Consider the following 12,180-nt stretch of genomic DNA (forward strand, 5'->3'; position numbering starts at 1 on the left):
GAACGTATCTCATGGCCTTCAGCCCCTGGGGCTCGGGCCGCCTCGCACCGCCGTTTGGGCAGCGGGCCGGGTCGGAGGGGTTGTGGTAGGTGTTCTTTCCTGGTTCGGCTCGCCTTGGCGATGCCACTCCACCGGAAACGGCTCCATCAGCCCCGGCAGCGTCATCCCCTCCGGCTGCCGCCCATCCAGGATCGCGTCGACGATGTCCGGCGCCAGCAGCGTGAGTCGGAGCAGGCGCGAGACATAGGACGAGTTGATTTTCTCAGCCGCCGCCAGTTCGCTGATCGTGCCGTAACGGCCAGCTTCCATCATTCGCCGCCACCTGAACGCCCGGGCCGCCGCCTTCACCAACGTGGTGTCCGAAGCCGATGAGCCCCGGTTCGTGGGGGTGGCAAGTGCGACCATCAGCTTCCGCCCGCCTCGCTGCTTCCGCACCGCCAGCGGCACACGGACGGTCAGCATCTGCGCCGCGCCGGTCACGCTGCGGCCCTCGCCGCTTCGGCCGGCGGCGTCGCCAGGTCCCTCGCCAGGCTGGCCAGCCCTTCCAGCTTGAGCCGCACGTCGGCGCCGCCCACCCCGATGTCCACTCGGTCGACCAGCAGGCGGATGATGCGCGCCTGCTCCGCGGGGAATAGCTCCTCCCACAGCGGGTCCAACCGCTCCAGTGCCAGCGGCGCCTCGTCCTCCGTCATGTCCGGCGCCGAGGCCCGTGCCGCGCGCCAGGCGCCGAGCACCACCTCCGGCTGCCGCAGCAGCCCCCGAACCTGCGCGATGACCGCGCCCTCGATCTCCGCGGCGGAAATGCGCGCGATGGCTGGCCCGTCCGCGGCGCTGCCCTTCAGCACCTACTGGCTGACATAGTAGCGGTACTGCTGGCCGCGGCGCCCCCGCGCGTAGGTGGGCGACATGGCGCGCCTGTCGCTGCCGAAGATCAGCCAGCGCGGAAGCGAAGGCGTCTGGCAGCGCGTGCGGTTGGCGCGGGTCAGCGGGCTGATCGTCAAGAGGGCGTGGGCCGCGTCCCACATTGCCTGTGGGACGACCATGGAATGCTCACCGGTGCGCGACACCCCCTTATGCGTCGCCGCAGCGAGCAAGGAGCTTACTTATCGCTGTGGCCCAGGCGTCAGCCGCCATTCGCATGGTCACGAGGCGCGGCGTACGCCCGGACATCTCAACGCAACGGTGTTTGCTGAGCCAACCCATTCTAATCGCTTCCGCGAGCATTCAATTATTGGCAGGCCCGCAGTCACCGGCAGCACCGCCTCGCCATTCGTCAAGGAAATATGATGAATCGGGTTGCATGCAGAGTATTTTAACCCCCTTTCCTCTGATGGCAACGGCCACAATATGTCGCGCTCGGAATTAATAATCTTGATTAATGCCCGCCACTCATTATTCTAACCTCATCACCAACCACGGAGCGACAAATGGCGATATTCTGGACTATTAAGGAGGGCGAAGGCATTCGGATCGACGGCACCGATATCTGGATGATCAACCGCATAATTGACGGCGGAGGCGCCGCCGAAGTCGCGACGCCCTTCGGAGACATTATTATCTTGGAAGAGAACGCCGTATTCCGTGTCGGACCCGGCTTCAGGATGTGGCTGGAGCGGGGCGATCTCGACGGCCACGTTCGTCTCGCGATGGAGCACTATGTCCCGCTAATGCACCGGCATCCGCCACGCAACCACAAGATCTCGCAGTCATCAAAGGGGCCCAAGCAATGACGCCGCGATCAGCCACCAAGCCGAAGTATACCAGCCTGCCGCCCAGCCGAAGGTTGCGCCTCGAAGTTGATCTCGAATTCGACGGCAGGATCCCATTGCCAGACGGCTTCGTCGCCACGGCCTTGGCGGACGCACTGCTGATCATGGACGAGCAGGGCCTTGTGTTTCCAGGCGTCGAATGGCCACGGCACCTGGAGCGGCTTCACGGCTGGTTCGTGAGGGTCGTCGGCAGTGGCCATCTGGTCAGTGAAGCGTCGGTGCCCGAGCGCTTTATCGAGCAGCGGCGGCAAGACGGCGACGTCTGGCCTCGGGAAAGCTTGCCTGCGGGTACGCCTGCCGCGCTCAGTGCCGAGATCGACGAGGTTCTCGCGGCCATCGACGACCTTGAGCCGCTGGTGATGGAACATGCTGAGGCCGCCTGGATCGCTGTGACTCATCTGCGGCACGCTGCTGCACAGTTGGCAACGCCAGGTCAGTCCGTGCAGGCATTGCAAGCCGCTGTAGAGCAAGGTCGGAAAGCCCTGGCGTCGTCGCATAAACTTGGCGGCGTGCTGTCGGAGCCGCTCCCTCCAACATAGCCGGAGCAACCAGCTCTTTCGGCATCAGGCGTAGGCAGCTCTGTGCCGGTCGTTGCGACGGCAGGGTCTCCAAGTTGCCGGAGCCCGTGCAGGTCATCAACAAGGCGTTGGCCAAGGAGTGCACTTGAGTGCACGCAATGCAAGGTTGGCAGTGCTTGGCCAACGAGGCGAGCGAGTGGGATCTCCTGAGCTATCTGGAGTGTTTGATCCCATAATTTGATAGTGAACTAACCTCTACAGCGTTGAAGAAGGCGCCATTGGCTATGTTTGTCACGGCCGCGCGACGCCTCGGCAGGCCGCAGGAGTTGACCCGCTTTCGTGAGCCAACTCCTGCGTAGCAACTGGCCGTGCGGCTCCCTGTCAGCTGCCCTGTGCCCTCAGGAAGGCTTCGAAGCCAGCCGGGCGGGCAGCATCGCGCGCCAGCGGGCCGCGCGGCCGCTCGGCCGCCTGGGCGCGAACCAGTTCCTCCGTGGTGCGGATCAGCGCCTCCGCGCTGGCGACACCGCGCTCGTTGCGGGCCACCGCCGCGTCGATGCCGCGCAGCGCGGCCTCCACCTGGCCCATCACCCCCGCGGTGCGCGCGAGCTCGATCTGCGCGGGCAGGATGGCCAACTGCGCCCGCACCTCGCCACGCGCCACCAGCAACTCGTCATGCCGGGCGATGATCGCAGCCCGCTGGGCACGCGCATTGTCCAGGAAGGCCAACACGCCGTCGCGTTCCGTCCAGGTCAGCTGCATCTGCCGCTCCAACGATGCGCTGCCCGGCAAGGTCACGCCGACATAGGCGATCGGGGCCTGCGGCGTCGTCGCATTCGCCAGCAGCAGGCGCCGTCCCTCGTGCAGGAACATCTCAGCGCGCGAGGCCTTTGCCTCCTCCCGCACGATCAGCGACTGCACCTCGCGCGCAGCCACGGCCAGCGGCTGCAGACCCGCCTCCACCGCGGCTTCCGAACGACGCAGCTTCGCCTGCTGGTATTCCAGGCAGCCCACCGCATCCGCCTGGCAGGCGGCCACATCCCAGCCATTGGTGGCGCCCCGCATGGCGGAGCGCGCCTGGCTCGTCGCCTGGGCGGTCAGGTCCGGCAGCACCGCGCCGCCGCCGAGCAGCAGCGCGCCGAAGGTCGCGCCGCCGAGAAGGAGGTAACCGAGCTTCGAAACAGGCATTTGATATCTCCGTGCCAGTCCGGGGCGCCTGTCGCCCCGTCACACCCTTCTCCTCCGGGAAAAATGGCACAGTCAGACGATGAATCAGGCGTTTTTCGCAGCAGCCCAGAGGAAGGACGCTTCCTCTATATGGCCGATGGCATGCACCAGCACGCCCGCCTGCCGCGCGCGCGCGATGGCGGCATGCCCCTCGGCGTTCAAGGCGCGGAGGTTGGCGAGGGGGAAGAACAGCACGTCGCCGGCGGCGCAGACCGCCTCCGCCAGGAAAACCAGCTTTGTGCCAAGCTCCTCCACCGCCCCCACTTGGCCGCCTCGACCCGGTGGAATGGTGCCGGTCGCGTGCAGGCGCCGCCCACCGGCAGCGCCCGCCAGCAGAAGCCGGTCCGCGAGGGCAAGGGCGAGTTCGTAGCTGCGCCCCTCGAAGTCGCCGCTGCCGGACAGGGCGCGGTACCGAACGAAGACCGGCTCCGCCAGGCGGTCGGGCGGGCGGGTCGCCGCCAGCACCGCCTCCACGGCAGGGGGCGAGACATGCGGTGGAAAAGCGATGAGCCGCACGGTCGCGCGCGCCGCTAGGTCCACCTGCGCGGTCAGTACGCGCAGCGCACCGATCGCCGGCTGCGGGCCGGCTAGGGGAAAGCGGACCTCGGCCATGGCCGCGCTAGCCGCCTTCGATGCGCACGCCCATGCGTGCCAGCCGCGCCATCGGCGTGCCGTGCTCGGTCCAGACACCGCCAAGCGTGCCGCTCGCATCGGGCCAGCCTTCGAGCCAGACCAGCCCCTCCTCGTCAAGCAGCCGCAACGGCAGCCCATCCAGTGCCGCGCATATGCGGTCCGACAGGCGCAGCAGCAGCAGCCATTCCGGGTCGGCGCCTTCCTCGTCGCGCTGCCCGGCCAGGGTGAAATCTGCGGACCGCAATTCGAAGGTGTCGGCCTCTGTTGCGGCGGCCAGTCGTCGCGCTTCGGTTTCCACGCCGGCCCTGGCCAACCGATGCGCGGCGATCCTGCGGAGTGCATCGCGGGCCTGGGCATGGTGCAGGCGCGCAGCGGGAGAGAGCAGCAGGCGCTGTTCGTCCGCGGGGGTCAGCGCCGGGGCGCGACCGGACAGCGCACGCTGGTAGAAGGCGACCGGGGGCGCGGCCTCGGGATCGTCCCAGGGCTGGTCGGCCATGATCTCCCGCAACAGACGGTTTCGCCCCTTGCCTATCGCCGCCATGAAATCCGGTCCTCTGGTGCCACCGTTGCGTTGAAGCGCTTGATCGCCAGCACGAATTGCGCGCGGGCGGCCGCCAGCGCGGCGTCGTACTCTGCTTCGTTGCGGCCGAAACGCGCGGCAAAGTCAGGAATTTTCAGGTCTGCCAAGTGCGATTCATCCTCATGGTGCAGGAACACCGCGCGCTGCCATGCATCCAGCCGCCCGAAGGCATCGCGCCGCACCGCCTCGGCCCGCTGCGTGGTGCTGGCCAGTATCTCGGGGTCGGGTGGCGGGACAAGGGTCGCGTCCTCGTCGCCGCGAGCGCGCAGCAGCGGGTGAAATTCCTCCAGGTATCCCACCACGCGGGCCCGTTGCAGCGCGGGGTTGTTGCGGGCATTCGGCAAATGGTGGTCGTCCGGCGGGATGCTGGCGATCAGCGCGTCGATGAACCAGTCCTCCAGCGGATGGATATGCGCGGCATCGCGCCCTGCCAGAGGATCGCCCGCGCGTGCGAGGTCGAGGCGATGGGTTTTTTGCGCCACCTCTCGCTCGATGGCCCCAATCAGCCGCGCCAGCCCCGCCCATGCGCGACCGCGCGCCGGGGCCTGCGGCGAGCGCAGGATCTCCCCCTGGTCGCGACCGAAAAGGGACAGGCTGCGATACAGCACGGCCACCGGCTGCGGCACAGCCTCGGCGGGCGCGCAGATTGCCCCGCGGTCGCGCAGCAGCCGCGCCGCCAGCCGGTCATTCGGTAGGACGGCCGCCGCTCGGCCCGGTGCCGCCTCGGCTTCCGTGGCCGCGAACAGGATCGCCTGGCAGGCGCGCCAGGGACAGATATGGAATGAGGGGGCGGGAGGCAGGTCGGCGCCGGAGCCGCTGGACGGCGGCTCCGCAGGCTCCTCCGCCGCCGCGGCGTTCAGCTGTGCTCGCCGTTCCAGTTCCGCTGCCATGGCGCGGAAGAAGGCCTGCGCCACGGCGCGCGCCTCCTCCACCGGCACGCTGCCCACCGGGCAGAAGCGCAGCAGCGTGGCACGCTGCTCCACCCCCAGTTCACACAGCATGCGCAGAAGCTGCCGGAACGGGAAATGGCCGAAATCCGGATGGCTCATGGCGGGCTACCCATCGGCGCAGGCCGCGCCAGGATGACGGCGATGTTGTCGCGCCCGCCTGCGGCCAATGCAGCGGCGACCAGCCTCTCGCCGATCTGGCGCAGCGGTGCGCCGGCTTCCTCGGCCAGGATGGCATCGAAGCGCGCCGGCTCCACCTCTCCCCATAGGCCATCGCTGCACAGCATGAGCAGATCGCCGGCCGCGATGCCGCGCAAGGCCGGCGAGGCCTGATCGGTGCCATCGGCCTCCTTGCCGCCCCAGTTCGGCTCGATCACCAGCGTGGGGTCCGGCCCGCCGAGCGTGCTGAACAGCGTGTTGCGCAGCTGTGCAGGCGCCTCCTCCTCATTGGCGATACGCCCGCCGTCCACATAGATCCGCGCCATGCTGTGATCGCGGGTACGATAGGCCCGCCCCTGGGCCGGGAGGTGGTAGAACCGGCTATCGCCCGCCCCTGCATGCACCAGTTCCCTTGCAGTGGCCAGGACAGCGACCAGGGTCGTTGCCCCGGGCTCCTGGTCCGCAGCCGCCGCCCGGATTGCGGCGTCCAGCCGCCCGAAGGCCAGCACCAGCGCGGTATGGGAGCTCCGCGTGTCCGGCGGCGTGTCCGGCGGCGTCGGCTGCTCGGCCAGCGCCTCCAGGAAGCGATCGGCCAGGCCCTGTACCGCGATCTCGGCTGCCGCGGCGCCATCGGCGGAGCCGCCCAGCCCATCGGCCACTGCCAGCAGCAGCAGGGGCACAGGGGACAGAACGAGCGGCACCACCACCAGCCGGTCCTCCTGCCTTGCGCGGCGGAAACCCCGGTGCATCACCGCGGCCCAGTCCAGCCCCGCCCACTGGCCTTCCTGCCAAGGCAAGGTGCCGGATATGTCGCCGACCAGCCGCAGCGGCTTCGTCATGCCGGCTTGCCCTCGGCAATGCGCCGTCGCCCGGCCTCGTCCAGCAGCCGCGAGGTGGACACGGCCGGGTTCGCCCCGGTGCCGAGATCCGCCTGCAGCTGGCGCGCCGCATTCACCAGCGCGATGCTCCCGGATCGCGTCGCCTCACGCAGCATCGCGCGCGCGATCTCCCCGGTGCGCCCGGGATCCTGGCTGGAGATCAGCAGCGCCGCCTGGTCCTGGAAGCGCCAATCGGCAGCCGCGCGCTCAACGCTTTCCTGCACCGTCATCACTCGGTCCAGCGAGAGGGTGAAGGTGATCGGCACCGCCAAGCTGGCCTGGCTTCCCGCCACATTTAGATGTAACGACAGCAATGGCCGCTGGCCGGGCTGCGCGCCCTCCCCCGGCCCCGGCACCCGCAGGCGCAGCATCAGCTCGGTCACGCCGCCGACCTCGCCCACCGCCACCACAGGGCCGCGGGATTGCCCCGGCGCGATGGGCAACGGCGCAAAGCTGGGCGCGATGCGGGCCGCGGCTTCCAGCTGCAGCCCGGGCAAATGCGGTTCCACCACCAACCGCGCATCGGCGTCACGCACGGATTGCGCGGGCTCCAGCACGTCTAGCAGCTCCGGCGTCAGCGCATCCGTGGTGCGGGCATGGATGAAGCGCCCGCCGCCGCCGACCCTGCAAAGCGCATGCAGCAGCGGCGCATTGAACAATTCTGGCCGCCCGAGGCCGATCGCCTGTAGCGGCACGCCCGCCCGGCCGAGTGCCGCAGCCCGACTGTGCAGCGGCGCCAGGTCCACCATCGGCTTCCGCGCCGCATCATAGGGGTGCCCGTCGGTAACCAGGACGGCCAGCCGTGCGCGGCCCGGTACCGGGGTGGCGGCCGCTGCCAGCCAGTCCAGCGCCAGATCTATCCGCGTGCCGAAGCCGGTGGTCGCGACGGCTAGGCGAGAAGCTGCCTCGCGCTGGGCGGAGGCGCCGTTCAGCCCGCGAACCAGTTCCACCACCGCGCCGTGGAACAGCGCGAGGGAGAGCCGGTCGCCCGGCCGCAGCAACTCCGCCAGGCGGGTGGCGGCCAACCGCGCCTGGTCGAAGGGAGCGCCAATCATCGAGGAACTAGCGTCCAGCGCCAGCGCCACGTCGAGTGGCAGGGGCCGGCCCAAGGTCTGGCCCCCCGCGTTCGGCGTGATGCGGAGGCGGAGGTAGCGGACCTCCTCCCCTTCCATGGCCTGGAAAGGACGGTTGAGATCGCAGGCGAGCATCGGGGCCTCCCTCCAGGCTCAGCGCGGGATGCGCAGCAGGTCGTCGAGATTGCGCAGCTGCTCGGCAGGCGCCGGCTCGGCCAGCGCCAAGCGGGCGTCCCAACGGGGCGGTTCCGGCCAGGCCAGCATCGCACCAAGCCCGGCCAGGCAGAGCAGCATAAGCACGGCCACCGCCGGGCTGCGCGGCGTGGCGGCAGGTCGCGCCGCGGCGTAGCGCAGCCGCACCGTACCCAGCAGCAACTCGTCGCCCGGCGTCAGCCGCCGCCTGCCGTCATGGCCGAGTGCCAGCGCCTCGCCGTTGACCGCGGTCAGTGCGTTGCGGCTCAGCGCCTCCATCGCATGGCCGCCGGACCCTCGCAGCAGCAGCGCATGGCGGCGTGAGACGCCGCGGCCCCCTTCGGGATCGGCCGCAGTCAGGTCGATATCCGGAAAAATGCCTCGCCCGGCATCCGCCCGGCCGAGCAGCATTTCGTCCTGGCGAAGCGGAAACCGCGCACCTCGCATCGGGCCGTCCAGCACTTCCAGCACGGCGTCGTCACCGGCTTCGCGGGCCATTGTCCATCCTCCATGGCAGCTTGCTCCCCCTTCCTCCGGGAAAAACCATGTGGCCCGGTCCCGCGTCCTGAAGGGCGCCAAACTCCGCGCCGCAAGCGCGCTCAACTCCGTGCCGCCAAGGCGTTCAGCCGCGCCACCACCGCGGCCTCGAACGGCGCCTCGCCAGCCCGCGCCGAAGGGTCGAGCAGCCGCCGTATCGCCGCCCGCGTCGCCGGGCGGAGACGCTTTCCGCCGCCATCGCAGATCCGCACGAGCGCTGCCCGGTGGCCAAGCCGCAGCGCCGCCACAGCATGGGCCGCCGCGCTGCCGGGGTCGGGCGGCAGGCCGCCCTCCCCCGTATCATGCAGCCGCATCAACTCGTGATGAGCAAGCCCATCGCCGAAGGCGGCGGCGCGGGCATAGAGGTCGCGCGCAGCCTCGGTATTGACCGCTACGCCCCGGCCCTGACGCCGTGCCTCGGCCAGCAGGGTGAGGCCGGGCACATGATCCAGTGCCGCTGCGCGGGCGAACCAGTCGGCGGCAGCGCGCTCGTCGGCCGGGCCACCCCGGCCATCGGCCAGCATGGCGCCAAATGCTACCATCGCATCGGGGTCGCCGGCCTCCGCCGCGCGGCGGTGCCAGCGGCGCGCCTCGGCTGCGTCGGGCACGGTGCCAAGGCCGAATTCCAGGCGCTCCGCCAGCGCGGCCATGGCGGGCGGGTGGCCGGCTTCGGCAGCACGCCGGAACCAGGCGGTGCCGCGCACGGGGTCGGCGGGCAGGCCCGCCAATCCATCGGCATGGGCCACTGCTAGCCGCATCATCGCTTGCGCATCGCCCGCCTCCGCAGCCCTGCGCAGTGCGGCCTGTGGCGAAGTGGGCGGCGCTGGCGGCGATGCCTTTGCCGGCGCTGGGGCTGGAGCCGCACGATCACCGGCGAGCGCGGCCAGGATCCGCTCCGGGGTCCACCGCTTGGCGGGGTCCTTGAGAAGACAGCCCGCCGCGATGGCGTCGAACGGCGCCGGCAGCGCTGGCAGCGGCAGCGGCCGGTCGCGCAGCAGCTCGGCGCCCCATTGCGCCACCGTCTGGCGCTCACCCGGCAAACCCCCGGCCAGCGCCCACACCAGGCTGAGGCCGAGTGACCAGACATCCCATGGCGCGCGCGGCGCCGGCTGCTCAATCACCTCCGGCGGCTGGAAGCGCACCGCACCGCGGCGAAACATGTACTCGCCCCGCACCTCAGTGCGCGCCAGGCCAAGGTCGGAGATCTTCCACGCCTTCTCAGTTCGCAGGATGTTGCCCGGGTGTAGGTCGCGATGCACGAAGCCAGCCTGCTTCGTCCAGGCCAGCCCGGTTGCCAAGTCCCGCAACAGGGCGCGCGCCTCCGCCGCCGCCAGCGGGCCGCTCCTCGCAATGGCGGCATGCAGCGACTGCTGCGCCAGTTCCATGCCGAAATACGGGAAGGAAAGCTCCACCCCATCGCCCCGGCGCAGCGCGGCAATCCCGGGCTCGCCGCGGCTGGCAATGATGTTCGGATGGACGAACTGCGCCATGTTGCGCAGCTCCCGCAACGGATCATGCGCCAGCAGGCCCTGCGGCCACAGCAGCTTCACCGCCACATCGCCAGCCAGGCCCTCCGCGCTGGCGCGGAAGACCACGCCGAAGGCGCCCCGGCCGAGTTGTGGGCCCAGCGTGAAGACGCCGATCCTGCGGCCCGGGAGGTTGTCCAGCATATCGGTCATCGCGCCCTCCGGGCCTGGTCCGCATTCACTCGTTCCAAGCGAGGACGGGGGCCGCGGCGGCTCATCATCTTGCCGCCTGCACAAGCTGCAGGCGGCCGGTCCAGTCCTGGCGGGCGGCGCCCCAGTTGGGCGCCACCGCGTTCCACGCCATCGCCTGCTCCATCTCCAGCAGCAGCCGTGCGAGCTCCGCGGAAGTGGCGAGGTTCGCTGCCTCGGCATACCAGGCGCCGCGCCGGGGGAGCCAACGCGGCGCAACGGCATGGTCCGCCACTTGCTTGCTGAAGCGGACGAGCAGGCGACCGAGCACCCTTGGATCCTGCGCGGCGCGCGCCTGGGCGATCCAGTCGGCGCGCATCCCCTGCCACTCCGGGTCGAGCGCCGTGGAGCGGATCGCCGCCTCGAATTCCAGCAGGGCTAGCCGGGCGACAACTTCGGGTGCCGGAGCAGGGGCTGGCGGCGGCTTGGCGAGGGACGGGCTTGGCAGCGGAGGCGCGGGCGGCTGCGCTTGGATAACAGGCGGGACCTGCGGCAGTGGGGCTGGACGTGCCGGAGGTTGCGGCGGCGCAGCGCCCTGGGTCGGGGCAGCCTGCGTCGGGGCTGGCCGGGTTGGCGCAGCCTGGGTTGGCGCAGCCTGGGTCGGCGCAGCCTGTGTCGGCGCAGGCCGGGGTGGGGCAGTCTGTGGTGGTGGTGCCGGAGCCGATGCAGAGCGCACGACCCCAGGGCTGGAACTGGGCGCCAGCGCAAGCACCGTCCCGCCACCAAGCAGCGCCACGGCCAGCACGGCGGCTATCCCGAAGCGAAGCTGCTCTGGTGTTGTACTGCTGGCTGGCTGCACCCGCTGCCCGGCCCCCACCCTCTTTGCCTGGCGCGCGAGCTGCGCGGCGGTAGGCCGGCTGGTGCCGGATTTTGCCACGCACGCCTCGACCAACGGCCTCAGAACTGCCGGCAGGGCGGGCGGCAGGGGCAGCGGCTTAAACAGTGAGGCGAAGATATCTATCGCCGGCTTCGGACCGAGCTCCTTCTCCAGCCATTCAAAATACCGCCGGCCGGTCGCCGCCTCGATGGCGGTAATGCCCAGCGCGAAGATATCGACCGAACTGCTAACCTCCATCGCCTGTTCCGGCGGAGCGAATCCGGGCGTCCCACGATTGCCGCTGGCATCGCCATGGGTCGGGCGCGCCAGGCCGAAATCGGCCAGCTTCCAGACGCCGCCGACCAGCAGGATGTTGCTGGGCTTGATATCGCGATGGACGTGCCCGGCCGCATGAAGCGCCGCGAGTCCAGTAGCGACCTGCGCCAGCATCGAGCAGACCTCCGCCAGCGGCATAGGTCGCCCCGCGATGCGGCCATGCAGGCTGGTCTCCGCCAGCGGCATCGCAAAGTATACCGCCGGCACCAGGCTACCGCCGGTCACCTTGACCTGCGCCTCCCCTGGATCGTCGATCACCCTGATCAGGTTCGGATGGGCGTTTGCCTCCAGCACCTGCCGCTCGCGCTTGATCAGGCGCTCTTCGACCGGACCGACATCGCTGCGCACCAGCTTTACCGCCACCGGCGCGCCGTGGACTTCCTTGCCCTCGATGCGGCGTGCCCTGAACACGGTGCCGAAGCCGCCGTGGCCGATCCGCTCCTGCAGGAGCCACGGGCCGCAGCGCTGTGGCAGATCAAGCGCAAGGTTCTCCGTCATGGAAGCCCTCCATGGCGCGGTGCCACCCGACCGGATGCCGGGTGCACGGGTTCAAGGTAAGCCAGTTGCTGCCGTCCCGCAACGAACAAAGGCGAGCCGCAAAAAACGAAACTAAATTGGCTATGGCGGCCGGATTTCGGATGAAGACGCTGCTTCTGTCCCAGGGCTCGCCCGAAGCCCCAGCACTTTGGCCCGTAACAGCGCAACAGCATCGCCTGCGATACCGGACGGGCTGCGCCGTCTCTTCAGTGGAACCTGCATGGAGTGGCGCATTGTCGCCATCATCGTGGCGGCACAGCAGTGA

The 12,180-nt window shown here is 69.8% G+C and carries 14 protein-coding genes; 2 read left to right on the forward strand and 12 right to left on the reverse strand.

Translation table 11 applies throughout. The annotated features are described in order from the left end of the window. Positions 1-18: 18 nt before the first annotated feature. Genes JJI54_RS02370 through JJI54_RS02380 form a run of 3 tightly spaced genes read right to left on the reverse strand, consistent with a single transcriptional unit; the run spans position 19 to position 1,001 of the window. Entirely contained in the window at positions 19-480 is a 462-nt protein-coding gene (locus JJI54_RS02370) for a hypothetical protein (RefSeq protein WP_318987433.1), read from the reverse strand. Continuing rightward, positions 477-845, reverse strand: a complete 369-nt coding sequence (locus JJI54_RS02375; RefSeq protein WP_203070554.1) for a hypothetical protein — start codon at positions 843-845, stop codon at positions 477-479. The genes JJI54_RS02370 and JJI54_RS02375 overlap by 4 nt, the downstream gene beginning before the upstream one ends. Continuing rightward, positions 846-1,001 carry a hypothetical protein gene (locus JJI54_RS02380; protein ID WP_203070556.1) on the reverse strand — a complete coding sequence of 52 codons (156 nt, stop codon included), beginning with the start codon at positions 999-1,001 and terminating at the stop codon, positions 846-848. It abuts the gene before it with no gap. Positions 1,002-1,427: 426 nt separating this feature from the next. On the opposite strand from JJI54_RS02380, the gene JJI54_RS02385 reads away from it, so the two are divergent. Then, complete coding sequence (locus tag JJI54_RS02385) at positions 1,428-1,730, forward strand: hypothetical protein (protein ID WP_203070558.1); 303 nt, start codon at positions 1,428-1,430, stop codon at positions 1,728-1,730. Further along, positions 1,727-2,308, forward strand: a complete 582-nt coding sequence (locus JJI54_RS02390; protein ID WP_203070560.1) for a hypothetical protein — start codon at positions 1,727-1,729, stop codon at positions 2,306-2,308. The genes JJI54_RS02385 and JJI54_RS02390 overlap by 4 nt, the downstream gene beginning before the upstream one ends. A gap of 360 nt (positions 2,309-2,668) precedes the next feature. On the opposite strand, the gene JJI54_RS02395 is transcribed toward JJI54_RS02390, so the two are convergent. The 9 genes from JJI54_RS02395 to JJI54_RS02435 form a co-directional block, all read right to left on the reverse strand. Beyond that, complete coding sequence (locus tag JJI54_RS02395) at positions 2,669-3,472, reverse strand: hypothetical protein (RefSeq protein WP_203070562.1); 804 nt, start codon at positions 3,470-3,472, stop codon at positions 2,669-2,671. 84 nt (positions 3,473-3,556) lie between these two features. Next, the gene (locus JJI54_RS02400; protein ID WP_203070564.1) at positions 3,557-4,123 is read right to left on the reverse strand and encodes a hypothetical protein; all 567 of its coding nucleotides are present in this window, start codon (positions 4,121-4,123) and stop codon (positions 3,557-3,559) included. Positions 4,124-4,130: 7 nt separating this feature from the next. Next, a complete protein-coding gene (locus JJI54_RS02405) occupies positions 4,131-4,685 on the reverse strand; it encodes a hypothetical protein (protein WP_203070566.1) in 555 nt (184 codons plus the stop codon). Next, positions 4,673-5,773, reverse strand: coding sequence for a hypothetical protein (locus tag JJI54_RS02410; RefSeq protein WP_203070568.1), 1,101 nt, complete (start codon positions 5,771-5,773; stop codon positions 4,673-4,675). Before JJI54_RS02410 ends, JJI54_RS02405 begins: the two co-directional genes overlap by 13 nt. Beyond that, the gene (locus JJI54_RS02415) at positions 5,770-6,669 is read right to left on the reverse strand and encodes a PP2C family protein-serine/threonine phosphatase (protein ID WP_203070570.1); all 900 of its coding nucleotides are present in this window, start codon (positions 6,667-6,669) and stop codon (positions 5,770-5,772) included. Before JJI54_RS02415 ends, JJI54_RS02410 begins: the two co-directional genes overlap by 4 nt. Further along, positions 6,666-7,916 carry a vWA domain-containing protein gene (locus JJI54_RS02420; protein WP_203070572.1) on the reverse strand — a complete coding sequence of 417 codons (1,251 nt, stop codon included), beginning with the start codon at positions 7,914-7,916 and terminating at the stop codon, positions 6,666-6,668. The genes JJI54_RS02415 and JJI54_RS02420 overlap by 4 nt, the downstream gene beginning before the upstream one ends. Positions 7,917-7,934: 18 nt before the next feature. After that, positions 7,935-8,471, reverse strand: a complete 537-nt coding sequence (locus JJI54_RS02425) for an FHA domain-containing protein (protein WP_203070574.1) — start codon at positions 8,469-8,471, stop codon at positions 7,935-7,937. Positions 8,472-8,572: 101 nt separating this feature from the next. Next, entirely contained in the window at positions 8,573-10,189 is a 1,617-nt protein-coding gene (locus JJI54_RS02430; RefSeq protein WP_203070576.1) for a Sel1-like repeat-containing protein kinase family protein, read from the reverse strand. A 64-nt stretch (positions 10,190-10,253) separates the two neighbouring features. After that, the gene (locus JJI54_RS02435) at positions 10,254-11,876 is read right to left on the reverse strand and encodes a serine/threonine-protein kinase (RefSeq protein WP_203070578.1); all 1,623 of its coding nucleotides are present in this window, start codon (positions 11,874-11,876) and stop codon (positions 10,254-10,256) included. Positions 11,877-12,180 lie beyond the last annotated feature (304 nt).

Origin of the sequence: Falsiroseomonas ponticola (assembly GCF_016805305.1) — a bacterium.
Lineage (GTDB): Bacteria > Pseudomonadota > Alphaproteobacteria > Acetobacterales > Acetobacteraceae > Falsiroseomonas > Falsiroseomonas ponticola.

Bases quoted from the DNA above. Each gene is read 5' to 3' on its own strand.
- JJI54_RS02385 (WP_203070558.1), top strand. From the start codon at position 1,428: ATGGCGATATTCTGGACTATTAAGGAGGGCGAAGGCATTCGGATCGAC.
- JJI54_RS02390 (WP_203070560.1), top strand. From the start codon at position 1,727: ATGACGCCGCGATCAGCCACCAAGCCGAAGTATACCAGCCTGCCGCCC.
- JJI54_RS02395 (WP_203070562.1), bottom strand. From the start codon at position 3,472: ATGCCTGTTTCGAAGCTCGGTTACCTCCTTCTCGGCGGCGCGACCTTC.
- JJI54_RS02400 (WP_203070564.1), bottom strand. From the start codon at position 4,123: ATGGCCGAGGTCCGCTTTCCCCTAGCCGGCCCGCAGCCGGCGATCGGT.
- JJI54_RS02405 (WP_203070566.1), bottom strand. From the start codon at position 4,685: ATGGCGGCGATAGGCAAGGGGCGAAACCGTCTGTTGCGGGAGATCATG.
- JJI54_RS02410 (WP_203070568.1), bottom strand. From the start codon at position 5,773: ATGAGCCATCCGGATTTCGGCCATTTCCCGTTCCGGCAGCTTCTGCGC.
- JJI54_RS02415 (WP_203070570.1), bottom strand. From the start codon at position 6,669: ATGACGAAGCCGCTGCGGCTGGTCGGCGACATATCCGGCACCTTGCCT.
- JJI54_RS02420 (WP_203070572.1), bottom strand. From the start codon at position 7,916: ATGCTCGCCTGCGATCTCAACCGTCCTTTCCAGGCCATGGAAGGGGAG.
- JJI54_RS02425 (WP_203070574.1), bottom strand. From the start codon at position 8,471: ATGGCCCGCGAAGCCGGTGACGACGCCGTGCTGGAAGTGCTGGACGGC.
- JJI54_RS02430 (WP_203070576.1), bottom strand. From the start codon at position 10,189: ATGACCGATATGCTGGACAACCTCCCGGGCCGCAGGATCGGCGTCTTC.
- JJI54_RS02435 (WP_203070578.1), bottom strand. From the start codon at position 11,876: ATGACGGAGAACCTTGCGCTTGATCTGCCACAGCGCTGCGGCCCGTGG.